This is a genomic window from Brevibacillus sp. 7WMA2 (assembly GCF_010748895.1).
In the GTDB taxonomy this organism is placed as follows: domain Bacteria; phylum Bacillota; class Bacilli; order Brevibacillales; family Brevibacillaceae; genus Brevibacillus_B; species Brevibacillus_B halotolerans.
Genome location: NZ_CP048799.1, coordinates 4,667,115 through 4,691,323 on the forward strand (window position 1 = coordinate 4,667,115; position 24,209 = coordinate 4,691,323).

Here is a 24,209-nt window from a genome sequence, read left to right on the forward strand (position 1 = left end):
GAATTATGTATATAATCAAAAACAATCACAAACAATTAAAAACGATCGAGTATTAATCACAAACGATCAATTGTGTGATTTTTACTAAAGGAGCGACAATAGAATGTTAACTCCAGAACGTCATCAGCTCATTTTGGCTTTACTCAAAGAAAAAGAAGTCGTTACTGTTCATGAACTGGTAAATACCACGAATGCATCTGAATCCACAATTCGTCGAGATTTAAGCGAATTAGAGGAAAAGCGTTATTTAAAGCGCGTTCATGGTGGAGCATCCATCTTACATCGCAAACTTGAAGAACCGACTGTGCTAGAAAAGGTAAAGAAAAGTGAACAAGAAAAAGTAGCGATTGCTGCTTATGCTGCTTCTCTCATCAAGGATAAGGATTCCATTTATGTAGATGCAGGTACGACAACAGAACAGATGATTCACCACATCACAGCTAAACAAATCGTAATTGTTACGAACGGTCTTAATATTGCCCTGACTGCCCGCCAATATGATTGCAAGGTTATTCTAATCGGCGGAGAGCTAAAAGCAGGTACGATGGCCGTGATTGGGAGAGGGGCTGCCACTGGAATGGGGCAATATCGCTTTGATAAATGCTTCCTTGGTATGAATGCCTTTGATCTGACACATGGCTTTACTACTCCTGATCCAGAGGAGGCCTATATTAAGCAATTGGCGCTTTCTTATTCAGATGAGAAGTATGTGCTGTGTGATTCACAAAAGTATGGAGAGGTGACGTTTGCTAAAGTAGCGGATATCAGTGAAGCGATGATTATTACAGATGATCGCATAAATCCGACAGAAGCAGAGAAAGTAAGAAAACTAACAAGATGCAAAGTGGTGAAATTATGATTTATACGGTAAGTCTTAATCCTTCGATAGACTATCACATCTGGTTGCCAAGCTTGCAAGTAGGAAGAATTACCGGAGCAACAAAAGAAATCAAGATGGCTGGAGGCAAAGGAATTAATGTCTCCAAGGTATTAAAGAATGTAGGAAAAGAATCGGTGGCCCTCGGATTTATTGGTGGATTTACAGGTGAATTTATTGCTCAAGAGATGGAAGCGCTTGATATATCCACTTCGTTTATCAAAGTAGAGGGAGATTCACGAATTAACGTCAAGATGAAAGCGGAGACAGAAACAGATATCAGTGGTGTTTCCCCAGAGATTCCAGAAGCAGCGTTTGCGCAATTGATGGGCCAAATCCAATGTTTGCACAAAGATGATTATTTAGTGCTAGCAGGAAGCGTGCCTAAAAGCTTAAAAAGTGACACCTACGAAATAATGATGGACGTTCTTGCAAAGAAAGGTTTGCAAATTGCACTAGATGCTAGCGGAGATGCTTTAAAAAGCGGTATAACCAAAAAACCATTTTTTATTAAACCCAACCATCATGAGCTAGGCGAATTGTTTGGAGTAACCATCGCCACACCAATGGAAGCCTATCAGTATGCTAAGCGCATAATTGATCAGGGAGTTGAGAATGTCATTGTTTCATTGGCAGGTAAAGGAGCAGTCTTTGTAAACCAAGAAGGCGCTTACGTTGCCGAATTTCCTGAGAGTAAGCCAGTTAATTCGATTGGAGCAGGGGATTCGGTGGTTGCAGGCTTTTTATACGCTACATGCGAGCAGATGCAAGAGGCAGAAGCTTTTCAGTTTGCGATTGCTTGTGGTACTGCAACAGCTTTGTCCGAAGGTTTTTGTACACCAACGACTATCGCGAAATACTTGCCAACCATCCGAGTGGCAAAAATATAGAACCAGGGGGACAAGAAATGCGTATCTTAGACATGCTGCGAGCAGATACTATTGTTATGCAACTATCTGCAACCTCCAAGGCAGAGGTCATTCAAGAATTGATTGACCAATTGGATCAAGCAGATTGCCTGAACGATAAAGATGGAATGAGAGAAGCAATCTTAGCCCGTGAGGCCCATGCTTCAACAGGAATTGGTGAAGGAATTGCCATTCCGCATGCCAAAACTGAGGCGGTAAAAAAACCAAGTATTGCGTTTGGCTACTCCCGTGAAGGAATAGATTACGATGCATTGGACGGACAAAAATCGCATTTATTTTTTATGATTGCAGCTACTGCCGATGCTAACCAGGCGCACTTAGAAACCTTGGCACATCTGTCTGAAATGCTCATGGACGAGTCCTTCCGAAATGAATTGACTCAGGCTACGAGCAAGGAAGAATTATTAAAAATGATTGCGAGAAAAGAAAAGGAAAGTCATAATGTAGAGGAGCCCTCTGTTTTACCAGGTGAAACAGGACGAGTAAAAGTTGTCGCTGTGACAGCTTGTCCAACAGGAATCGCTCATACTTATATGGCAGCCGATGCCTTGAAAAAGAAGGCAGAAGAAATGGGCATAGCCATCCGGGTAGAGACAAATGGTTCCGGTGGTGCAAAGAATAAATTGACATCTGAAGAGATTGAACAGGCAGATGCGGTAATCGTTGCTGCTGACAAACAGGTCGAAATGGACAGGTTTAAGGGCAAGGTAGTGATTGAGGTGCCGGTAGCTGATGGAATTCGTAAGGCAGAGGACTTGATTACACGAGCAGTAAATCAAGATGGCCCCATCTACCAAGGTAGCACGTCAACGTCTTCCGCAGATTCCTCTGAAGATAAGTCAGGCAGATCAGGTTTTTACAAGCATTTAATGAGCGGTGTATCCAACATGCTGCCATTGGTGGTTGGTGGAGGTATCATCATCGCTATTAGCTTTATGTTTGGGATAAATGCAGCCAAACCGGATGACCCCACTTTTAACCCGATTGCCAAGCTGTTGAGTGACATCGGTGGTGGTTCCGCTTTCAAACTGATGATTCCTGTCTTAGCGGGTTATATTGCCATGAGTATTGCTGATCGACCAGGTTTAGCCCCTGGTTTAGTTGGTGGATGGCTAGCCGCGGAAACAGGCTCTGGATTTTTAGGTGGATTAATTGCAGGTTTCCTTGCCGGCTATTTGGTGGTAGGATTGAAAAAAGCATTCTCTGGTTTACCACAGTCTCTTGAGGGTATTAAACCAACTCTGTTGTACCCGTTGTTTGGTATCTTGCTTACAGGTCTAGTGATGCTTGGTGTTATTTCACAACCGGTCGCAGCGCTTAATAACTGGTTAACTGATTGGTTAAGTAATATGGGACAAGGGAATGCTGTCATTCTTGGTATTGTAGTTGGTGCTATGATGGCTGTTGATATGGGCGGTCCTGTGAATAAAGCGGCGTTTACATTCGGTATCGCTATGATTGCAGCAGGAAACTATGGCCCGCACGCAGCAATTATGGCGGCCGGCATGACACCCCCGCTAGGAATTGCATTGGCAACGACTTTGTTTAAAAAGAAATTTACTGCACAGGAAAGAGAAGCAGGTAAAACCGCATATATTTTAGGAGCTTCCTTCATCACGGAGGGTGCAATTCCGTTTGCAGCAGCAGACCCAACACGCATAATTCCAGCAACAGTTCTGGGCTCCGCTGTAGCAGGTGGCTTGTCGATGTTCTTTGGATGTACACTACCAGCTCCTCATGGGGGAATGTTTGTTCTTCCAGTTGTAGGTAATGTTGGGATGTATATTGTGTCAATTTTGGTAGGGACATTGATTACTGCCTTGATGATCAATATACTAAAAAAAGAAGTTCATGAATAACTAATTTAACGAGAAAAAGGAGAAATATTCCATGTTAACAAAAACTTGCGTAATTCAAAACCCTGCTGGCTTGCATGCTCGCCCGGCTACAATGTTCGTACAAAAAGCAACTTCTTTCTCTTGCGATGTAAATTTAATTAAAGGCACTAAAAAAATTAACGGCAAAAGCATCATGGGTGTTATGACACTTGCAGCGAAAAAAGGCGATGAAATCGTACTTGAAGTAAGTGGCGATAACGAAGCTCAAGCTCTAGAGGAATTGGGCGCGATCCTAGAAAGTGCAAAAGAATAGTTAGGAGATGATCCGTCTTGCTTTGTAAAGGTATTGCAGCAGCCCAAGGGATCGCTCTTGGTCGAGCTTTGGTAAAGGTAGAAGAAACCCTCTCTTATACACGTAAAACGCTTGCAGCGGATCAAGTGCCTGCTGAAGTGGCGCGTTTGAAAGAGGCTTTGAATAAAACCAACTCCCAATTAGAAGCGATTAAGCAAAAAGCGCTTCGCGACATTGGGGAAGCAGAAGCAAAAATCTTCGAGGCTCACCAACTGTTCTTGGAAGATCCAGAATTCGTTGGAGCAATGGAAGGTAACATCGAGAATGATAAAGTGAACGCTGAAGCAGCTTTAGAAGATGTTCGCGACATGTTTGTTGGCATGTTTGAGAGCATGGACAACGAGTATATGCGCGAGCGTGCGGCAGACCTACGTGATGTAAGTCAACGAATTCTAAAGAACTTGCTAGGTGTGGAAGACACTTTGGTTGGTGACTCCAAAGAACCAGTAATTTTGGTTGTTCATGACCTGACACCATCCGATACCGCACAACTTGATAAGAGCAAAGTGAAAGCGTTTGTAACCAATATTGGTGGTCGGACTTCTCACTCTGCGATTATGGCACGCACGATGGAAATCCCTGCGATTACCGGTCTTAACGATATCACTGAGAAAGTTAAAACCGGCGATATGTTGATTGTTGACGGTGAGACAGGTGACGTATACGTAAACCCTGAACAAGAGCTCATTGCTACGTACCAGAAAAAACTAGAAGAGTACGAAGCACAAAAAGCCGCTTGGGCACAATTAATTAATGAGCCATCTGTATCTAAAGACGGTCATCATGTTGAATTAGTTGCGAACATCGGAAATCCTCATGACGCTGAAGTAGCTGATAAAGCGGGCGCTGAAGGTATTGGTTTGTTCCGTACAGAATTCTTGTACATGGGCCGTGATAACTTCCCGACTGAGGAAGAACAATTTGAATCATATAAAGCCGTAGCGCTTACGATGGACAACAACCGTCCTGTAGTCATTCGTACGTTGGATATCGGTGGAGATAAAGAGCTTCCATACTTGCAATTGCCACATGAAATGAATCCGTTCCTAGGCTACCGTGCGATCCGCATTTGCTTAGATCAAGTGGACTTGTTTAAAACGCAATTGCGTGCCCTTTTACGAGCAAGCGCATTTGGTAACATTAAAATTATGTATCCAATGATCGCTACGTTAAAAGAGCTGCGTCAAGCAAACGCAATTTTAGAAGAAGTGAAAGCAGAGCTTCGCGATAAAGGTATTGCCTTTAACGAGGAGATAGAAGTGGGAATGATGATTGAAATTCCTGCAGCGGCTGTCATTGCTGATCAATTGGCAAAAGAAGCTGACTTCTTCAGTATTGGTACAAATGATTTAATTCAATACACCATGGCATGCGACCGTATGAACCAACAAATTTCTTATCTGTATGATCCGTTTAACCCTGCGGTATTACGTTTGATTAAAAACGTGATTGATGCGGCTCATAAAGAAGGCAAGTGGGCTGGTATGTGCGGAGAGATGGCAGGGGAAGAGTATGCATTGCCAATCCTTCTTGGCTTTGGACTTGATGAATTTAGCATGAGCGCACCTACTGTATTGCGTGCACGTCATATGCTAAAACAACTAAGCTATGCAGAACTTCAAGCAGTAGCTGAGCATGTACTTAGCCTAGAAAGCGGCGAAGAAATTCGTAACTATATCAAGGTTAATGTATTGGACAAGTTATAAGGTAAACATGAAGCAGGCTGTTGAGATAACTCTCAATGGTCTGTTTTTTTTTATATCAAATTAGGATATTTTAACTTTTGTAGAGATTTTACAGAAAAAATGCAAAATCTGCCTTTTTTCTCTTGTATTGATAATGATAATCGTTTACATTTATAGGTGAGTACTATCAATTTTTATTAAAAAATCTAAATATCTACTTTTTTGGTAAAAAAAGCGTAGCAAGCAAAAGGAGTTGCAATATGAAGCATGTTAAAGATATTGCCGAACACGCAGCTATGCAAAGCTTTCTGAACTGCTATCTCCGGGAAACAGGAAACGGTAGATGGGTGACGACAAATGGAGAGAAATATCTTCATGTGCCGTTGGTGTCTCAGAAAATGGATTTATACGTCAAGGCCAGCTATCAATCTCCGACAGGAAGGCATCAATTTGACTATCCAGCCTTTTATCAAAGTAGAGAAGAGGCTCCAGCAGTTGAAGCTGATTATGTCACGATGACCGTATTATTGGTTAAGGAATTGTCGTTACAGCATGGAACGAAGGCAGTACCAGACGAACTGGTATTGCGAGTTATTCAGAGCTGCCAAAATATGGAGAGATACTTAGCGGCTCGCTATGACGACAGAGAAGAGCTATATGGCTTTGAAATGGATTTCATTACAGCTGAGCAAGCTTTACTCTTTGGACACCTTTTCCATCCTACACCAAAGAGTCGGCAAGGCATTCCTGATACAAAGCAGGCTGTTTTTTCGCCAGAACAAAAAGGAGCTTTTCCTCTACATTATTTTGCAGCCCATCACTCCTTAGTCTTAGAAGGATCAGGACTTAAGCAGTCTGCTACTGAGATTATCAAAGCAGAGCTGGGGCAGGAAGTGCTAGAGCAAGATGGGATTAGGCAATATGCAAAAAATGAAGATTACTCACTTATCCCTCTGCATCCTCTACAGGCAGAATGGATGCTGGATCAGCACTCTGTTCAAAAGTACATCAAGTGTGGGCTGTTGCATAATCTAGGTCTTCTAGGTGAATGTTATCAAGCTACTTCTTCATTGCGAACGGTTTACCATCCGGATAAGAGCTTTATGATAAAGCTTTCTATCCCTGTTAAGGTGACTAATTCCTTACGTGTTAACAAACGAGCAGAGCTAGAAAGCGGTGTAGAAGCAAAAAAGGTACTGGATATGTTTGAAGAGGAGATGAGCAAACAATTTCCGGGGTTTGCTTTTATACACGATCCAGCTTATATCACACTCAAGCTGGACGAGCAGGACGAATCAGGATTTGAGGTTATCCTTCGTCATAATCCCTTCCAGGGTAGTGCGGCTGAAAATGCTACCGTGCTCGCTGCTCTCATTCAAGACCCATTACCGGGACAAAAGAGTAGACTGGCTGTTATTATTTTACAGCTTGCGAAACAGGAGGGACGGACGCCTTCAGAGGTAAGTCTTGAGTGGTTCCGCCGTTATCTCGAGATTTCACTCAAGCCAATGGTATGGCTTTATCTGAAGTGGGGAATTGGCTTAGAAGCTCATCAGCAGAATAGTATCGTCAAGCTTCAAGACGGGTACCCTAGTCAATTTTACTATAGGGATAATCAAGGATATTATTACTGTCAGTCAATGAAGGAATTGTTATCACGAAATTTTCCCAATCTTGGTGAAATGAGCCAAAATGTAACCGAAGACAGCTTAGTGGACGAGCGATTGCGTTATTATTTAATTTTTAATCATATGTTTGGGCTTATTAACGGCTTTGGGTCTGCGGGATTAATAGATGAACAGCAGTTATTAGACGAGATGCGTAGTGTGTTACAAGAATTTTTGCCATTAAATCGAGAACCATCTCAATTTTTACATAGCCTGCTGACTTCTGAAAAGCTTGCTTGCAAGGCGAATTTACTTACTCGTTTTCATGATGTAGATGAACTAGAAAGTGAAGAGAGCAATTCTGCTATTTTTGTTAAGATCGATAATCCGCTTGCAAAAGCAAGGGAGCGTCAGATAGAGCTTGAAGCTGTAAACCAACTGGCACTACGTTAACAAAATGAAAAATGACTTGTTGATAATGGAGGCTTTGGTCATGCAAGTAACGGACTGCGATGTGAACATTGGACAAGCCATTCGCTCCGAACAACACATAAAGGTGCGAAGAAGAGTGTTTCGTCAATGCATCGAATCTATGATCTATGAGGGAATTTTAACTCCTGAAACACAGCTAGAAGAGACATTTACACCTATCACTATCTCAGGATGGGATGAACACGACCAACCAGTAGCTTACCGATTCTGGGCGCGACGGACTTTTACATTTGGAATGATTCGGCTTTTACCATCTAAACCGCTGATGCGTGTTGTGGGTAAGACAGAGCAGGAGGCAGAGTCGATTACGCGTTTTTTAATGGAAATATTCCGTAAAAGAGACGTGAATGAGCAAAAGCTAGCCTCGTTTGCTCAGGAGTTGGAGCAAACCCTGCTGAAAGACACATTAGCTCAGTACAGTCGATCAGAACGAAAAGTGTGGTTAAGAGGAAAAGGCTACGACGAGCTGGAAGGGGACCTGATGGACGGTCACCCCTATCATCCTAGCTACAAATCCCGCCTAGGATTCGATTACCTTGACCATTATGCATATGGACCAGAGTTTAAACAAGAAGTACAGCTATTATGGCTAGGCATACATAAACAGTATGCCCATGTAAAAATAGATGAGGATATGGAGACTCAGCAGTTTTTTTTAGATGAATTAGGAGCAGAGAAGAGAGAAGCTTTTCGTTCGGTTTTCGTTCAACAAGGATGCGACCCTGAGGAGTATGATATGGTACCAGTGCATCCATGGCAGTGGCGCAAACATATCGTTCCTGCTTTCCAGGCTGATTTGCATGCCAAAAGAATTGTGGAGCTGGGGTTCTCCAACGATCGCTATCGGTCTCAGCAATCAATTCGAACCTTTACCAACAGCAGCAATCCAATTAAACCTTATGTGAAGCTGGCGATAAATGTAGTCAATACGTCCGCAGCTCGTCACTTAACCCCTCATTCACTTGCTAGTGCACCGCTCATTTCTCGTTGGTTAAAGGAAATGCGAGATTCCGATCCATTTTTAAAAGACGAAATGAAGCTAGTTATGCTTGGGGAATTTGCGACTGTTTGCTATGATCCACCCCCTCCAGCCGATTTGGTTGAAATGGTGACGTTTGGTGTGATCGGTTGCATGTGGAGAGAAAGTTTACATCAATACTTGGAACCTGATGAAGAAGCTGTGCCCTTTAATGCTTTATCTGCCAAAGAGTTAGATGGAGTCCCGTTTATTGATCCGTGGATTCAGGAGCATGGTATAGAGAATTGGCTGAAACAATTGGTTGAAAAAAGTGTGCTTCCAGTTGTTCATTTGCTAATCAAGCATGGAATTGCACTGGAATCTCACGCTCAAAACATGATACTGATCCATCGAAACGGGGTTCCAGTTCGAGTTGCATTAAAGGATTTTCATGAGGACTTGATTTACTGCAAGCCATATCTAAACGACCCGGAAGCATGTCCTGATTTTGCCAAGGTACATGAATTTTATGCAACGGTTGAACCTAATGTCATGTTTCACATGGACGATCCCTCGCTTGTACGAGACTTGACGTTAGAAACGCTATTCTTAATTAATTTAGGTCAATTGGCGCTTTTGTTGGCTGAACATTATGATTTTGCTGAAAGTAGATTCTGGATGCTTCTAGCTCAAATGATTGAGCAGTACCAAAATCGTTTTCCTGAGCTCAAGGAACGATTTGAGCTTTTTGAATTATTTGTCCCAAGCATTCTGGCTGAGCAATTAACCAAGCGACGTTTGTATCCTGATAATGTGATGCATGTACATCAGGTGCCTAATGCCCTGTATCAAGCTAGAGAAAGCTTGCGATCTACTCCTGTAGGAGGTGATAAGCCATGTTAATCATCAATGACAATGAAATCGGTTTAAATCAATTTGATTCTCGGTTGCTAAGCTATTCAGGAATGCCTCATTTTCAAAAACCAGAGGGAAAACGATACGCTTTATGCTTGTCCGATGCTTTAGACATTATTAGTCTTGTCCTTTATTTACGTGATCATGGTGGTTCTGTCCTGCTCATTCATGGAGAAACGCCAGAGAAGACAGCTTATCAAATGGCAGTGGATGGCCAATGCTGCGGGCTTATCTACCATGTTCCCGAAAACTTTGTGTTGGTTCCGCAAGAAGGGGCGATAGAGCAGGAACCTTCTGTTTATCAATACAGCTCAGGAACGACTGGTCAACCAAAGCTGGTAAGGCGTAGCTGGCAGGAAATCAGAGTAGAAATGTCGGCATATAATCAGGTGTTTGGTGCATACGAGGAATTAATCCCGATTGTAATGGCGCCAGTTACCCATTCCTATGGATTAATTTGCGGGGTATTGGCTACTTTGGAACGAGGAAGTAAGCCATTGGTGGTTACTCATAAGAATCCCAAATTTGCTTGGGAGGTTATTAAAAGGACGCCAAAGCACATCGTTTACGGAGTGCCGTTGTTATTCCACGTCTTATCTAGCTTTACCAATGAAGCCGTTCGCTTTCATCGAATCATGGTCTCTGGAGCTCCAATGCCGGAGCAATTGTTTACAAGGCTACAGGGGATGACTGATACGATGATGCAACAGTATGGCTGCTCAGAGTCGGGGTGTATAAGTATCAGTGAACAGATGACCTCTCATGTTGATCTGGGGAAGCCCCTTTCACATGTGACGCTTACAGCAGGAATGGAATTGGAGAATCCAGCGGAGATTACGGCTACGCTCCATCATAAGACGATCTATACACAGGATTTGGGGTATTGGCAAGCAGGGCATATTCAATTTGTTGCCCGAATGGATGATGTAATTAATGTATCAGGATTAAAAGTGTTTCCTATGGAAGTAGAGGAAACGATTTTGAAGCTCAGCGGGGTTAAAGAGGCTGTTGTTTATAGAGGCCAGCATCCTGTAATGGGTGAGGTAGTCAAGGCGATGGTTGTGGCTGATGAGAGTATCACTCCTTCTAGCATTCGAGAATGGTGCTTACCGAGGTTGCCAGCTTACAAGGTTCCTTTTGAAATTAGATGTGTACAAAGGATTCCGAAAACACCGAATGGTAAAGTAAGTCGTCGCTTGTTAGAAATGGAGGAAGCTGTTCATGAAGCGTGAGGAAAGAATGGAACAAGTGAAGGAAATCGTTACGAAGAAGCTAAAATTGAAGCATGTCGTCAGCCTAGATGAATCCATGCGATTACAGGAGGATTTATTCATAGATTCAATCATGCTCCTTCAATTGATTGTTTATATTGAGGAAGAGATGAAGTTGATGGTTCCAGCAAAAGAATTGGACCCGCGTACTTTTCTTACTGTAGGATCGTTGCTTGATTTTATTGAGCAGCTACAGCCAGTTGATTCTAATGCGTTATCATCTGCTACTGCGAAATAGATTTTTAACGTTTTTGTACCAATACGTACAGCTCAGGGGGATTTCATGGTTAAGGTTCATTGCTTAATTAGTTGCTTTTGTGAAGTGATCAAACGTTATACCCATGTGGATTACCGCCCTTATTATTTTGGGGTTTGGGATGCTGATTTTGTTAAAAAGGAAGACGGAGTTCTAACCTACTACACAGACAATCATGAACCAATTATAAATGGATTTGAACACCTTTTTCGTGCTAACGTACAGGAATGGTACGATTCTGATAAAGATAAAGAAAGTAATTTGCAAACCTTTTTAGAGCTTCTTGATTCGCGTAACGAGCATCAGTTTTTGCTTGTACAGATAGATATGTCGCTTATTCCTGAACGCGATAATAAATTCGCCTTAAAACCGTTCCCTCATTTTCTGATGATCGCTAAGACAGAGAAGGAAGACGAATGGTTTATGTTTGACCCAGATTTTCGCTGGGAAGGAAATGTTAAAAAGGCAACAGTTATAGAAGCATTCCTGCAAAATCCATTCGGAGGCGGCTATTTATTTGATGCTAGGGATATCGTAGCACCCTCATATGAAAAAACGGAGCAATATTTTCATACCACCTTTCAACGAAATCATAATGAATTTACAAGTAGTTTGAAAGAACTGATTACGGATATGGCAGAGGAGAGAAATGGATATACCCTCGATATGCTATTACCGGCTGTGAAACAGGTGAAAGTGATTGCGATTCGAAAATATAGTTACGAGTATGCATTTATGTTTTTTAAAGATTATCTCCAATATTCCCGTGATGAATTTTTACGATTAGCATACCAGATTGAAGATGTTGTCCAAGCATTCACTACGGCGCAATATCTAGCGGTAAAAATGTCTATGACGAAAAATCTAGCACTTCTACCTCCGATCATTGAGGCGCTAGAGGAAGCCGATGCGATTGAACTGCAAATTAAAGAAGAGCTAGAGAGACAGTTTGTACAATGGACATTGATGGATAGGGCAGCAGTGACTCTTAATGAAGAGGAATGGAGGTAGGGTTGATGAAATTTTCATTATGTACAATTTCTTTTCGCCATCAGCTAATCTCTTTTGCCGATATGGTTGATTTTGCTAGGCGACATGATTTTGATGGTATTGAATTATGGGGGATTCATGCTCAGCACCTGTATGATGGAGATCGAGAAAAAGCCGAAGAACAGCTTCGTATTTTAACAAATCATGACATGCAGGTATCGATGCTAAGCGACTATTTAGATATATCTTCTCATCAACCGTTCTCCAAAACACTGGATAAAGGGAAACGATTAATTTCCCTAGCAAAGTGGTTAGGGGTCAATCGCATTCGGACGTTTGCTGGGCAAAAGGCAAGCGCTGAGGTATCGGCAAGTGAACGGACATTATATGTAAAGTATCTGCGCGAGCTATGCGAGCTATGTGGAGAAAATGGGATGGAACTGCTCTTAGAGACGCATCCCAACACCTTGACGGATAACCTCGCTTCTACGCTGACTCTCTTAGAGGAAATTAACCATCCAGCGGTTGCTATCAACCTTGACTTTTTGCATATCTGGGAATCTGGTGCCAATCCGATAGACAGCTTTGAAAAGCTACAGCCTTGGGTGCGCCATTATCATCTGAAAAATATTGTTTCAACGGAGTATCTGGGAGTCTTTCAGCCAAATAATGTTTACTCGCCGAGTGGAAGTAGGGAAGGGATTGTTCCATTAGCATACGGAGCAGTAGACTATAGCTCTATTCTTGAGGTAATTGCGAAGACAGAATATTTTGCTTCAATCGAATGGTTTGGTCCTAACCCAGCTAAGGTTTTACGTGAAGAGATGAGATGGTTGCGCCAGCAGGTACCGGCTCAGTCATTAAGCCTTTTATAGAAGGTCATATACATTCAAAATAGTTAGTCGCATCATACAAAAAGATAGCTATTCCGGCTATCTTTTTGTATGGATAAAACTTGAAAAAGCATAATCTGTTTCAGTAAACGCATAACATGGTTAAGAACCTTTGAGGTTAAATACTGTTGTATCGCTATCTCTAATGAAATGTGATGAAACAACAAAGTAAAAGGAGGATACCATGTTTAACAGCGTTTTTAAATGGATTTCTGCTGGATCTGCCTTCGTGCTATTTTTATCCACCGTACACACAGACGTATGGGCATCATCTAAGGCACAGGCGATGGTACCGGTCGCCGAAGTCAAAGATATTAGTCACATGAGCACAAAACAAGAACCAGAGCCATTTAACGAACCAAACACAAAGTCAAAGGCAGGGCAACAAAAACCAGATGTCTCATCCCAGAAGGAACCCACTGAATCTGAGGTAAAATTCAAGGAACCACGTAAGGAACCTTCTAAGAAACCATCTTTGCCCTTACCAACACCCCCACCACTCCCCGCAAAGAGTAATGCTTCCACAACTGATGCAATCTCCTTGAAAGAAGCAAAAAAGCTCTTATCACAGTTTTCCCTGACACCTGAAAGGCTTAGCATTCACGTAGATCACTGTGTTGATGTGACTTTGGTAGCTCCTACTACAGAGCTAGATTTTACAGTAAAAAGCGATAATCCAAACGTAGCCATTATCACGAAACAAGCTGATAACCGACTGCGAATCCAAGGAAACTCTCCTGGTAAGGCCCGTTTTTATGTTTTTATAGATAAAGCCTCCCCTGCCTATATTGGCGAAGTGCAAGTATTTGCGAATACCGATGTCAATCAAGATGGGCTGCTAACCTCTGAGGATGTAGCGTATGTCCAAAAACACATGGGTAAAGATAAGAATGATCCTACCTGGGAAAAAATCAAAAGCGCTGATGTCAATGGAGATGGAAGGATTGATAGTCGCGATAAAAAATTGGTGCAACAGCAGCTTGATCAGTATAAACATGTACCCTCGTATGAACATGTTATGTTGATTGGTATCAGCGGTCTTGGTAACGCTAACAAGAAGATTGCTACTCCAAATATTGATAGCTTGATTAAAAACGGGTCTTATACGTACACCGCCAGGCCTGTAGCTGAACAAAAAAGCGCGGAGAACTGGGCAAGCATTTTACTTGGCGTCCCCCCTAAGGAACATGGCATTACTAGTAGCAATGTAGATACGAATTTACGTACAGCATATAGTCCACATGCTTCTGTAATTCGGTGGTTACACGAGGAAAGACCGGGAGCTCATATCGGGGTTTTTACAGCTAACGCAGATATACGCCGAGGGATTTTGGAGGAAGAGTTAGCAAAAGTCAGCCAAATTACCATGAACGCTGGTAGTCAAGATCTAGCTGATGCAGAAGTAGCCAAGCAAGCGGCATCGTACATTTTACATCAAGACAATAAAAATAGATTAACGTTTGTACAATTACAAGGTCCAAAGCTAGCGGCAAATCAAAATGGCTATTATTCGGCACAGTATGTAGACGCTGTGCGAAGGGTTGATCAGGACTTAGGACTTATACTAAAAGCGCTAGAGAAACAGAAGCAAAAAAATAAATCCTTAATTCTATTAGTAACGGATGAAGGCACTGATTTTGATTCCCCCACTTCGTCGAGCAGGTTTAACAGCCTCACATGGGTAGCATCCGGACCGAGCATAAAGCAGGGCAACAATCAAAATCCAATTTCAAACATGGATACGGCGGCAGTTATTATGGAAGCGCTAAAGCTAAATAAGCCAACTGTTTTCGCGGCAAAAGTACCGCGAGATGTATTTAGTAAAGAGGTGAAGATTAAGAGTATTCGAATCAATAAATCAAGAATTAGATTGGATAAAGGTGATACCGTTACGGTTCGAGCCGTTATTTCTCCTAAGGATGCGTCTAATCAAAACATCGAATGGAAAAGTAAAAACAAACGGATTGCGACTGTAAAAGACCGAGGGAAGGGTAAAGCCGAAATAAAAGGAAAGCGAGAAGGAACTACCTATGTCTACGTTGTTACTGATGACAAAGATAAAGAGGATAGAGTTAAAGTAATCGTCGAGGATGATTCTGATTCCAGAGCGGATTCTCGTAAAGACAAAGAGAATCAAAAAGAGTGGCAACGTGAAATGATAAGAGCTGTTGAAAAGGAGGGCGGCAGGGTAATCTCAAGAGTCATGCATTTTGATAAAAAAGATAGCTATACTTTTACCATAGATGGGAGAATAGATACAAGCACGAAGGTCTTGCTCCACTATGATGAAAAAAAGAATCGTTTCACTTATGTACCAGCTGATTTTGAATATGTACGTGGTGATACTAGAGTCAAAGTACGGGATAAGCGTTTGAGTGGGACCTTTGCACTCGCAGCCTTTACAAAGACATTTCGAGATATGTACGGACACTGGGCACGTTATGATGTGGAATGGTTAGCCAACAGACTCATAATCTATGGACAGTCTACTAATCAATTTGTACCAGAACAACCAATTACCCGTGCTGAATTTGTGGCGATGGTAATAAGAGCGCTTGGAGAACAAGAAGGAAGCGGGTCACACTTTAACGATGTTTCTTCTTCCGCATGGTATGCTGGTGCTGTTGAGACAGCAAGGAGCCGAGGTTATGTTGTTGGCTACCAAAATCGCTTGTTTGAACCAAATAAAACAATTACTCGTCAGGAAATGGCAGTTATTATGAAACGCATGATCGAAAAACGGGGACTTCGTGTTAAGATTACTACCGGTCAACAAGCTACATTTAATGCTGCATTTCATGATCTAGGCCGGCTATCATGGGGAAAACGAGATATAGCAGAGGCTTATTATGCTGGACTCATCCAGGGTGTCAGATCTGGATACTTACAACCACAGGCAAATGCAACCAGAGCCCATTGTGCAGTAATGATCAAACGAATGATGGGAAAACTTAACCTATTGTAGAGTAAAAGGATAGAGACAAGCATACGAATCGGAGTGAATCAAATGGCCCGGTTCGTATGCTTTTTTTGTCGTGTATGCCGATATTTTTTCTTGTTAGTTAGCGTGGCATGGACAATAATGTTTTTACTCTATAAGGTTTCGAGGAATGTGGGTAAATATTTTTCAAAGGTTTCTTGATTGATACGCAAAAATTTAGACTGACCTTCATTTCGCATATGGATGAGTCCAGCTTCTCGTAAGGTTCGAAAATGATAAGAGGCATTAGATTTTGACATGTGACAAAGTTCACCTACCTCCCCGCACTTTGCCTCTTGTTCTTTTTGGAAAAGAACCCGAATGATCTGCAGTCGTGTTTCATCCGCCAATGCTTTTAAAATTTTGATTCGCTGTTTATCTTTAACTAAATTATTATACATGGAAAAATAATACAAAAAATAGGTATTATCTGCAAGTTTTTTATTTATCAAAAAACAATCATACTGACCAAATAATCCCATAAATAAATAGGCAAGCCCATCCTGCCAGAAAAGCCAGCCCACCGAGTGGGGTGATAGCACCTAGCTTACGAACGCCTGATAAACTCAATGCGTATAAGCTTCCTGAAAATAGAACGATTCCCACAAGAAACAACCATCCGGCAGCAGTAAGCAGTGTACTTGTCCCTAAAACTTTAAGCAAAATGGCTGTCATCACTAAAGCGAAAGCATGATACATTTGATATTGTGCACCGGTTTGAAAATTGGCTAGCATGTTATCGCTTAGCTTTCCTTTTAAGCCATGAGCTGCAAATGCTCCTAGCGCCACAGATAGAAAACCACCTATGCCGCCTAGTATCATAAAGGTTTGAGCCATATTTCGTCTTCCTTTCTCTAATAACGTTGATTTACAAATATTGTACATCAATAGCAAGGAAAACCACATCAATGCAAACACATCGCAAGAAGTATCTTATTAATCAAGATGAATGTTTTGTTAAAAATGAAAGTATTTCTATTCGTTATGGTTATGGAGTGATACAATAGGGCTTATTATGAAGCAAGTCCGATATGTAAGGAAGGGAGAGAGGTAAGATGAAGCGTTTTTGGAAAATGAAAGAGCCAGTGAATACATGGACGCATTTTATTACGTTCCTGGCTGGCATTGTTGGTCTTGTGTTTTTGATCGTTTTGTCCCGTCACAATGTTTCCAAGCTGATCACATTAACCATTTTTGGTGTTAGCATCATCTTGTTATACGGTGCAAGCTCCTTATATCATTGGGTGAGAACAACGCCAGCAAAAGAAATGATGCTCAAGAAATTTGATCACATTGCTATTTATTTCCTCATTGCAGGCTCGTATACGCCCGTGTTTTACTATGGTTTATCGGGTGGCTGGAAATGGAGTATGCTAGCTGCTGTGTGGGTGTTAGCGTTAATCGGAATGTTCCTGAAAATTTTTTATATTCATGCACCTCGCTATGTGTCCACGGCTTTTTATGTGACGCTAGGCTGGATTGCGGCCGTTCCGTTCGTTCAATTAATCCATCATTTACCGATTGGAGCAATCGCTCTCATTATTATTGGTGGCGTCATGTATACGATAGGGGCCATCATTTATGCAACCAAGATATTTGATTTTTTCCCGAATCGGTTTGGGTTTCATGAGATATTTCATCTGTTCGTGATGGCAGGAACCACGCTCCATTTTATCATGGTAGTAAAGTATATTTTGCCCATCTAATCAAGCATTTCTTAAGGGATTCCGTTGGTTGTAATTAGTTGCTTTTCATCAAAAGACATGATATTGTTATTACGTTGCGATGAAACGCCTATATCCGTGGGAAATTCGCGAGTAACCAATGGCGATGGACTTGATGCTCCATCCTTATGAATGCCATTTTTTTATAAAACACGAGAATGTGCAGGCATTAAGTGTGAATTCTGCTTAATGCTTTTTTTTGTGAAAAACGAGTGCTTACAGACGATCATTCCACTGATAGGTTTATCAGAAGCAAATAAAATATTAGAGGCTTATATACACGATAAAGTGGCAAACTATAAATGTTACGTTTTCCGGCACTTATTGTGTATAAAGCATGAAGGATTTCATCCGTAAATAAAGGAGATTGAAAAATTTTGGCTACATTTAATGAACTAGGATTGAGTCCATCCGTACTTCGATCCATCAGTAACATGGGTTTTGAAGAAGCGACTCCAATCCAAGCTTTAACGATTCCAGTTGCATTAACAGGAAGAGACCTGATTGGTCAGGCTCAAACAGGAACAGGGAAAACCGTAGCATTCGGTATCCCAATGATTGAAAAAATTGATACCTCCTCTAACCACATTCAAGGGATTGTATTGGCTCCAACTCGTGAGCTTGCAGTACAGGTATCTGAGGAATTGATCAAACTAGGTCAATACACAGGTATTAAAACCTTGCCAATCTATGGTGGACAGGATATCATGCGTCAAATACGCGCATTGAAAAAGAACCCTCACGTTATCGTAGCAACTCCTGGACGTCTAATTGACCACATTAACCGTCGTACAATCCGACTACAAAACATTCAAACCTTGGTATTGGATGAAGCTGATGAAATGCTAAACATGGGTTTCATTGAAGAAATCGAAAGCATTCTAGAGCAAATTCCAGACGAGCGTCAAACTTTGTTGTTCTCAGCAACAATGCCACGCCAAATCGAATCTTTGGCACAGCGCTACCTTAAAAACCCAGAAAAAATTACCGTGAAAGCAAAAGAAGTAACGGTTCCAAACATTGAGCAAGTATACATGGAAGTTCAGGAAAAATTGAAGTTTGATGTAATGACTCGCTTATTAGATATTCAGTCCCCAGAATTAGCTATCGTGTTTGGTCGTACAAAGCGTCGCGTTGATGAATTAAGCGAGGCCTTGAACAAGCGTGGCTATTCTGCAGAAGGTATCCATGGTGACTTGACACAAGCGAAGCGTGACAGCGTTCTTCGTCAATTTAAAGAAGGTACTATCGACATTCTAGTAGCAACAGATGTAGCTGCTCGCGGTTTGGATATTAGCGGTGTTACACACGTGTATAACTTTGATATTCCACAAGACCCTGAGAGCTATGTTCACCGTATTGGCCGTACAGGTCGTGCAGGTAAGACAGGGGTTGCGACTACATTTGTAACATCTCGCGAGATAGATCACTTGCGCATGATTGAACACGTTACAAAACGTAAAATGAGTCGTCGTCCTGTACCAACATTAACGGAAGCTATTGAAGGTGCACAGCGCATTACAGTTGAGAAACTGTTGACTGTAATCGGGGAAGAAAACTACCGTGATTACCATGGCTTGGCAGAAACTCTGCTTCAAGAAACTGATTCCGTTACATTGGTGGCAGCCGCTTTAAAAATGCTGACAAAAGAGCCAGATGTAACTCCAGTTCGTTTAACAGAAGAAGCACCTCTTCGTTCTAAAAAGCGCCGTCCATTTGGCGATGATAAGCGCGGTGGTGGTCCACGCCGTGGTGGTTATGGCGATCGTCGTAGCGGCGGTGGCAACTATCGTGGAGGACGTTCAGAAGGTGGTCGTCGTAGCGGTGATGACCGTCGTCGCAGCAGCGGCAGAACATCTAGCAAACCATCATCTGAAGGTAGAAAGCCTCGCGTATAGTTGTTGGTTCAACTGTAAATAGCTAATCTATATCTACAAGACGTGTATGATTGTCCGAATCCGACAGGAGAAAGGGCAATCTACACGTCTTTTTTACATGCCAGTAAAGGTGGATTTTTCAGAATATGCTTTTAACTTATCAAAAGACAGAGGAAAAGAAAAGGAAGTTTAACAAGTAAGCTATTTTTCAATAACAATCATGCTATAAGCTGGGATTTCTGGATTTAGGTTGGCAGGAAATGAAACATTTACTGATTGAAAGGTTACATAATACAGGTGGATAATAAGCAAAGAATATTGGTATTTGCTTATAAGTTTATGAATAGGCAAAAGCACCAAGGATTATAAAGGAGGAACCAATAAGTAATGAGTGTTTCCTATACAAAAAAGACCCGCCTATTAATGGTGATGATAGGTTCATTGCTGTTTATAAGCTATCCGCTAATGGCTCAAGCGACTGAGGAGAAGACTGTACATTCTCAAGCAAGTGAAGAAGAAAACAAGCATGAGCTAACTCCCAAAAAAGCTGGCGAGTTGGCCTTGGATCAAAATATTGATCTGAAGAAATTCCGCCTGGAACTTGATACGGCTGATATTAATGCTAATCAAGCCATATATAATTCCGTAAAGATGAAGGAATCAAATATTTCTTCACTTGGCGAGGCTCAGCAGAAATATGTGCAAACAGCCAAAGCGGAAGCGGCGCGAAATATCCACAAATATATGCTACAGGCCATGGAAGATAAGACCAAGCTAGGTGCAGAGAAAGCCTTTTATGAGCTATGGCATGCCAAGCAAGATTTGCAGCTACAGGAGCAAAGCTTAACTCGTGCCCAAAAGCAGGTAGATATGGCAAACGCCTTATTTAAAGCAGGAATAAAAGCCAAAAATGATGTTTTGCAGGCTGAAACAGGATTAGCCCAAGCAAAAGCTAATCATGAAGTAGCTCGCAATCAGGTCCACCTATCTACCCTTTCATTAAATCAATTTTTAGCAGAAGATTTGACGAAAGAATGGGAGCTCTCTATACCTGAAGGAGATATCCGCGACAAAGAGATCATTTCATTGGAAGAAGCCAAGCGTTTGGCTGTTGTTCAACGTGCTGAAATTCTGAAAAGTGAAGAAGAAGTCAACGCGGCGAAAAAGAGTGTAGATACGATAGAAAAATATTCAATCTTGTCCTCCTTCCAAGGACAGCTTGCCAAAAATGAATTGGAAACAGCAGAAATGAACAAGGAGCAAATCAAAAACGATATTTTGTTAGAGGTGACTCGAAACTATGAAGCTCTAACCTCCTCTAAACAAGGTCTAGAGGCACTTGATAAAGCAAGAGAAGCTTCCAAAGAGAATTATCGTTTAACACAATTACGCTATGAAAATGGTCTTGAAACAACCTTGGATGTTATGACTGCTGAGGAGGAGCTAGCAAAGAGAGAAAACGAATATGAAACAGCTCAGCACAATTATCAGTTAGCTTATCTCAACTACAAAAACTCGATGGGAAGATCTGTTTCTTAATAAAGAAACGTATAAATTTTAAGTTTTTTTTAAGAACTTGTACCCTTTCTTGTTAAGATCCGTCTTATAAAATAGGACAAAGGATCAGACAAGAAAGGAAGAGCATAAATGAAAGCGAATAAAAGCGCTGTAGAAACGACCACTTGTCTAGCTATGCAACGTTACGTTAGAGATAAAGTTCGGTTCTTTACTACATTTGTTAAATCTCCTCGCGAGGTAGGGAGTGTGACCCCAAGCTCAGCACGTTTATCTAGCAGAATGCTGGAAGGAATCGACTGGGCGGAAGTTACGTCAGTGGTTGAACTAGGCGCAGGAACAGGTGTCTTTACACAAAAACTGAAGCAAAAAATTTCACCCAATACAAACGTGTTTGTATATGAACAAGACGTAAAACTTCGAGCTGATTTACAAGAAAGATTTCCTTCATTTCACCATCATTGCGATGCTCAGTGTTTGTCAAAAGACTTGAAGCAAGCCGGTGTAGAACAGGTAGATGTCATCATTAGCGGATTGCCGTTTATGAACTTTCCGCAGGAATTACGGGAACGGATTGTTGCGGAGGTTATGCAATCGTTAAAACCAGGCGGTGCTTTCATCGCATTCCAATATTCCTTACAAATGAGAAAACAACTGAAAGAGACCTTTCGTGAGGTATCTATCTCTTTTGAACCCTTGAACATCCCTCCTGCATTTGTCTATCGGTGTCGTAAGTAACGGACAATCTGATGAGAAAGAAGTAGAATGAACATGCGGTGCTAATTGTTCACGGGAGGAGCTTCGATGATGAAAGAAACAATATTAATCATTGATGATGAGAAAGAAATACGTGATTTGATTGATATATATCTAAGTAACGAGGGCTTTCAGGTTTTGAAAGCGGCTGATGGAGTAGAAGGGTTAAAAATCTTAGAGGAAAAGCAGGTACACGTCATTATTTTAGACATTATGATGCCCAGACTGGATGGATTGGCTGCCTGCATGAGGATCAGGGAAAAGCAAAATGTCCCGATCATCATGCTGTCCGCCAAAGCGGAGGATATGGATAAGATTATTGGGTTAGCTACTGGAGCAGACGATTATATGACAAAGCCGTTTAACCCGATGGAACTTTTGGCACGGGTAAAGTCGCAGTTAAGACGTTACATGCGGTTAAGCGGTTTTTCAGAAGTGAAGACTGATGAACTGGTAGTCGATGACTTAACGATCAATGTCTCCACGCATGAGGTGAAGGTAGATGGGCGAGAAGTCAAACTAACTCCACGGGAATTTGCCATTTTAGAACTATTGGCTCGCCATAAAGGAATTGTATTTAGCGCTGAAAAAATCTACGAACGAATCTGGAACGAGCCTTTTTATCAATCTGATAATACGGTTATGGTACATATACGTAAAATCAGGGAGAAAATTGAGCAAAACCCACGAAAACCTCGCTATATCAAAACCGTTTGGGGAGTAGGTTATAAAGTTGAGATGGAATCCATTTAAGCTAATACCATATACGTTTTATGCGTGTTATAAGCTTGCGAAAAAAATGATTGCTCAGGGAAAATCAAGTTTACGTATTCAATTGATTGCGGCTTTTGGGCTATGTGTACTGGCTGGATTTTTTGTGGCGAATGTCCTTAACCCCTATATGCGAACGCAACAGGCATATATTGATTATACGCAAGGTATGGAAAATATTGATAATCATGCGCGTAATTTGATAAGCACCCTTCGAACAGAAAATGAAAATAAACAACTAAATCCTTCCTATCAATTTGATTTGCAAGAAATAATTGATGACCGTTCGGATAGCGGGAAGTATCGTATTTTATTGGCTGATGAACAAGGAAAGGTTTTATATAAGAGTAAACAAACCTCTGAGGCTACGATCGATATTCATTCTGTTATCCAAAATGCAATGGATGTGCGTATCTATCGCCAGGATTATCAGAATGAGGCGAAAGAATTCGTGTCTTTTTATCCTGTGGATGTGGGGGAAAAAAAGCTATATCTAATAGTACGAGGTATGCCAGAACCATCTATCATCTATCGAACAGGCTATAGTCAGTTACCTGGACTGATTGGTTTTGGTGTATTTATTTTTTCCTTTTACTATCTTACAAAGCGAAAAATGTATCAGATTCAAAGCATTTCTCAAGGCATTCAAGAAATGGCACTGGGGAATCTGGATATCCGTGTACCGGTTAACAGTAACGATGAATTAGGACAGTTGGCCCAGAATATTAATGTTATGGCCATGCAATTGCATCATACTAGAGAGGAAGAACGCAAGGCGGAGCGAACCAAGCATGAGCTAATTACCAACGTTTCACATGATTTACGCACTCCGCTTACTTCTATTATGGGCTATTTACGGTTGATTCAGGATAGGCGTTATCATAGTGAGGGGCAATTGGAGGAGTATGCTGGAATTGCTGTAAATAAGTCGGAACAATTAAAACGCTTAATTGAAGACTTATTTGATTATACGAAGCTCTCTACAAACGGTGTAGGAATGCAAATGCAGCGAGTTGATATATTAGAAATGTTGGAGCAGTTAATGGAGGAGCTTGTACCGCAAGCGGAGGAAGAAGGCTTGTCCTTTCGAAAAAACTATGCTGTAGATCATCTATTCGTACATGTAGATGCAGATAAAATAGTGCGTGTGTTTGATAATTTATTAATAAATGCCATTAAATATAGTGATAAACCAGGGGAAATTTTAATAAATGCAGAGCAACGGGGAAGTTCTATTCGTATCTCGATTGGGAATAAAAGCCCTAAACTGACTCCTCAGGAATTAGAGCGTTTATTTGAACGTTTCTATAAGGTTGATGAATCACGAAGCATGGTAAAGGAAGGTTCAGGATTGGGCTTAGCCATTGCTAAAAGCATCGTTGAATTGCATTGCGGAAAAATTTGGGCTGAATCGCATGACAACATGATCCTTTTTTACGTGGAATTGCCGCAGTAAAAACCCTATCATACTTGCAAAACGCATGTCATTCTCTTTAAAAGAGGAGCATGCGTTTTTTGCTGTA

At 41.4% G+C, this 24,209-nt stretch carries 20 protein-coding genes; 18 read left to right on the top strand and 2 right to left on the bottom strand.

Translation table 11 applies throughout. The features are described 5' to 3' along the window. Positions 1–103: 103 nt before the first annotated feature. From GOP56_RS20310 to GOP56_RS20365, 12 genes are all read left to right on the top strand, one after another. Positions 104–859, top strand: coding sequence for a DeoR/GlpR family DNA-binding transcription regulator (locus GOP56_RS20310; RefSeq protein ID WP_003339174.1), 756 nt, complete (start codon positions 104–106; stop codon positions 857–859). Beyond that, positions 856–1,767: a 1-phosphofructokinase gene (pfkB, locus tag GOP56_RS20315; RefSeq protein WP_163246454.1), complete on the top strand. Its 912-nt coding sequence runs from the start codon at positions 856–858 to the stop codon at positions 1,765–1,767. The genes GOP56_RS20310 and pfkB overlap by 4 nt, the downstream gene beginning before the upstream one ends. A gap of 17 nt (positions 1,768–1,784) precedes the next feature. Beyond that, a complete protein-coding gene (locus tag GOP56_RS20320; RefSeq protein ID WP_163246455.1) occupies positions 1,785–3,665 on the top strand; it encodes a PTS fructose transporter subunit IIABC in 1,881 nt (626 codons plus the stop codon). A gap of 31 nt (positions 3,666–3,696) precedes the next feature. Further along, positions 3,697–3,957, top strand: a complete 261-nt coding sequence (locus GOP56_RS20325; protein WP_003335290.1) for an HPr family phosphocarrier protein — start codon at positions 3,697–3,699, stop codon at positions 3,955–3,957. 17 nt (positions 3,958–3,974) lie between these two features. After that, a complete protein-coding gene (gene ptsP, locus GOP56_RS20330) occupies positions 3,975–5,702 on the top strand; it encodes a phosphoenolpyruvate--protein phosphotransferase (RefSeq protein ID WP_068792732.1) in 1,728 nt (575 codons plus the stop codon). A gap of 239 nt (positions 5,703–5,941) precedes the next feature. Beyond that, a complete protein-coding gene (locus GOP56_RS20335) occupies positions 5,942–7,741 on the top strand; it encodes an IucA/IucC family protein (protein WP_163246457.1) in 1,800 nt (599 codons plus the stop codon). Positions 7,742–7,781: 40 nt separating this feature from the next. Beyond that, positions 7,782–9,641, top strand: a complete 1,860-nt coding sequence (locus tag GOP56_RS20340; protein ID WP_163246459.1) for an IucA/IucC family protein — start codon at positions 7,782–7,784, stop codon at positions 9,639–9,641. Next, positions 9,635–10,885 carry an AMP-binding protein gene (locus GOP56_RS20345; RefSeq protein ID WP_003335286.1) on the top strand — a complete coding sequence of 417 codons (1,251 nt, stop codon included), beginning with the start codon at positions 9,635–9,637 and terminating at the stop codon, positions 10,883–10,885. Before GOP56_RS20340 ends, GOP56_RS20345 begins: the two co-directional genes overlap by 7 nt. Further along, a complete protein-coding gene (asbD, locus tag GOP56_RS20350) occupies positions 10,875–11,162 on the top strand; it encodes a petrobactin biosynthesis protein AsbD (protein ID WP_163246461.1) in 288 nt (95 codons plus the stop codon). The genes GOP56_RS20345 and asbD overlap by 11 nt, the downstream gene beginning before the upstream one ends. Before the next feature lie 45 nt (positions 11,163–11,207). Next, the gene (locus GOP56_RS20355; RefSeq protein WP_163246462.1) at positions 11,208–12,191 is read left to right on the top strand and encodes a DUF6005 family protein; all 984 of its coding nucleotides are present in this window, start codon (positions 11,208–11,210) and stop codon (positions 12,189–12,191) included. 5 nt (positions 12,192–12,196) lie between these two features. Next, positions 12,197–13,045 (top strand): sugar phosphate isomerase/epimerase family protein, encoded by an 849-nt coding sequence (locus tag GOP56_RS20360; protein WP_163246464.1) that lies wholly within the window; start codon positions 12,197–12,199, stop codon positions 13,043–13,045. A 202-nt stretch (positions 13,046–13,247) separates the two neighbouring features. Beyond that, positions 13,248–16,028, top strand: a complete 2,781-nt coding sequence (locus GOP56_RS20365; protein WP_163246466.1) for an S-layer homology domain-containing protein — start codon at positions 13,248–13,250, stop codon at positions 16,026–16,028. A 128-nt stretch (positions 16,029–16,156) separates the two neighbouring features. Here the strand turns inward: GOP56_RS20365 and GOP56_RS20370 are convergent, their stop codons facing one another. After that, positions 16,157–16,444 (bottom strand): ArsR/SmtB family transcription factor, encoded by a 288-nt coding sequence (locus GOP56_RS20370; RefSeq protein ID WP_003339164.1) that lies wholly within the window; start codon positions 16,442–16,444, stop codon positions 16,157–16,159. Between the two features lie 58 nt (positions 16,445–16,502). Beyond that, entirely contained in the window at positions 16,503–16,880 is a 378-nt protein-coding gene (locus GOP56_RS20375; RefSeq protein ID WP_163246468.1) for a DUF423 domain-containing protein, read from the bottom strand. Positions 16,881–17,098: 218 nt separating this feature from the next. Between GOP56_RS20375 and GOP56_RS20380 the strand changes: the two genes are divergently transcribed. The 6 genes from GOP56_RS20380 to GOP56_RS20405 all read left to right on the top strand — a co-directional run bounded on the left by GOP56_RS20380 (position 17,099) and on the right by GOP56_RS20405 (position 24,142). Beyond that, entirely contained in the window at positions 17,099–17,749 is a 651-nt protein-coding gene (locus GOP56_RS20380) for a PAQR family membrane homeostasis protein TrhA (protein ID WP_003335279.1), read from the top strand. Between the two features lie 395 nt (positions 17,750–18,144). Beyond that, complete coding sequence (locus GOP56_RS20385; RefSeq protein WP_003339161.1) at positions 18,145–19,665, top strand: degradosome RNA helicase CshA; 1,521 nt, start codon at positions 18,145–18,147, stop codon at positions 19,663–19,665. A gap of 366 nt (positions 19,666–20,031) precedes the next feature. Further along, entirely contained in the window at positions 20,032–21,183 is a 1,152-nt protein-coding gene (locus GOP56_RS20390; RefSeq protein ID WP_163246469.1) for a TolC family protein, read from the top strand. 108 nt (positions 21,184–21,291) lie between these two features. Then, positions 21,292–21,897 carry a class I SAM-dependent methyltransferase gene (locus tag GOP56_RS20395; RefSeq protein WP_003339157.1) on the top strand — a complete coding sequence of 202 codons (606 nt, stop codon included), beginning with the start codon at positions 21,292–21,294 and terminating at the stop codon, positions 21,895–21,897. 66 nt (positions 21,898–21,963) lie between these two features. Continuing rightward, complete coding sequence (locus GOP56_RS20400; protein WP_163246471.1) at positions 21,964–22,668, top strand: response regulator transcription factor; 705 nt, start codon at positions 21,964–21,966, stop codon at positions 22,666–22,668. Beyond that, positions 22,649–24,142, top strand: a complete 1,494-nt coding sequence (locus GOP56_RS20405; RefSeq protein WP_163246473.1) for a sensor histidine kinase — start codon at positions 22,649–22,651, stop codon at positions 24,140–24,142. The genes GOP56_RS20400 and GOP56_RS20405 overlap by 20 nt, the downstream gene beginning before the upstream one ends. Positions 24,143–24,209 lie beyond the last annotated feature (67 nt).

Excerpts from the sequence above, each read along its gene's own strand:
- GOP56_RS20310 (WP_003339174.1), top strand. The coding sequence starts at position 104 with ATGTTAACTCCAGAACGTCATCAGCTCATTTTGGCTTTACTCAAAGAA.
- pfkB (WP_163246454.1), top strand. The coding sequence starts at position 856 with ATGATTTATACGGTAAGTCTTAATCCTTCGATAGACTATCACATCTGG.
- GOP56_RS20320 (WP_163246455.1), top strand. The coding sequence starts at position 1,785 with ATGCGTATCTTAGACATGCTGCGAGCAGATACTATTGTTATGCAACTA.
- GOP56_RS20325 (WP_003335290.1), top strand. The coding sequence starts at position 3,697 with ATGTTAACAAAAACTTGCGTAATTCAAAACCCTGCTGGCTTGCATGCT.
- GOP56_RS20335 (WP_163246457.1), top strand. The coding sequence starts at position 5,942 with ATGAAGCATGTTAAAGATATTGCCGAACACGCAGCTATGCAAAGCTTT.
- GOP56_RS20340 (WP_163246459.1), top strand. The coding sequence starts at position 7,782 with ATGCAAGTAACGGACTGCGATGTGAACATTGGACAAGCCATTCGCTCC.
- GOP56_RS20345 (WP_003335286.1), top strand. The coding sequence starts at position 9,635 with ATGTTAATCATCAATGACAATGAAATCGGTTTAAATCAATTTGATTCT.
- asbD (WP_163246461.1), top strand. The coding sequence starts at position 10,875 with ATGAAGCGTGAGGAAAGAATGGAACAAGTGAAGGAAATCGTTACGAAG.
- GOP56_RS20355 (WP_163246462.1), top strand. The coding sequence starts at position 11,208 with ATGGTTAAGGTTCATTGCTTAATTAGTTGCTTTTGTGAAGTGATCAAA.
- GOP56_RS20360 (WP_163246464.1), top strand. The coding sequence starts at position 12,197 with ATGAAATTTTCATTATGTACAATTTCTTTTCGCCATCAGCTAATCTCT.
- GOP56_RS20365 (WP_163246466.1), top strand. The coding sequence starts at position 13,248 with ATGTTTAACAGCGTTTTTAAATGGATTTCTGCTGGATCTGCCTTCGTG.
- GOP56_RS20370 (WP_003339164.1), bottom strand. The coding sequence starts at position 16,444 with ATGTATAATAATTTAGTTAAAGATAAACAGCGAATCAAAATTTTAAAA.
- GOP56_RS20375 (WP_163246468.1), bottom strand. The coding sequence starts at position 16,880 with ATGGCTCAAACCTTTATGATACTAGGCGGCATAGGTGGTTTTCTATCT.
- GOP56_RS20380 (WP_003335279.1), top strand. The coding sequence starts at position 17,099 with ATGAAGCGTTTTTGGAAAATGAAAGAGCCAGTGAATACATGGACGCAT.
- GOP56_RS20390 (WP_163246469.1), top strand. The coding sequence starts at position 20,032 with ATGAGTGTTTCCTATACAAAAAAGACCCGCCTATTAATGGTGATGATA.
- GOP56_RS20395 (WP_003339157.1), top strand. The coding sequence starts at position 21,292 with ATGAAAGCGAATAAAAGCGCTGTAGAAACGACCACTTGTCTAGCTATG.
- GOP56_RS20400 (WP_163246471.1), top strand. The coding sequence starts at position 21,964 with ATGATGAAAGAAACAATATTAATCATTGATGATGAGAAAGAAATACGT.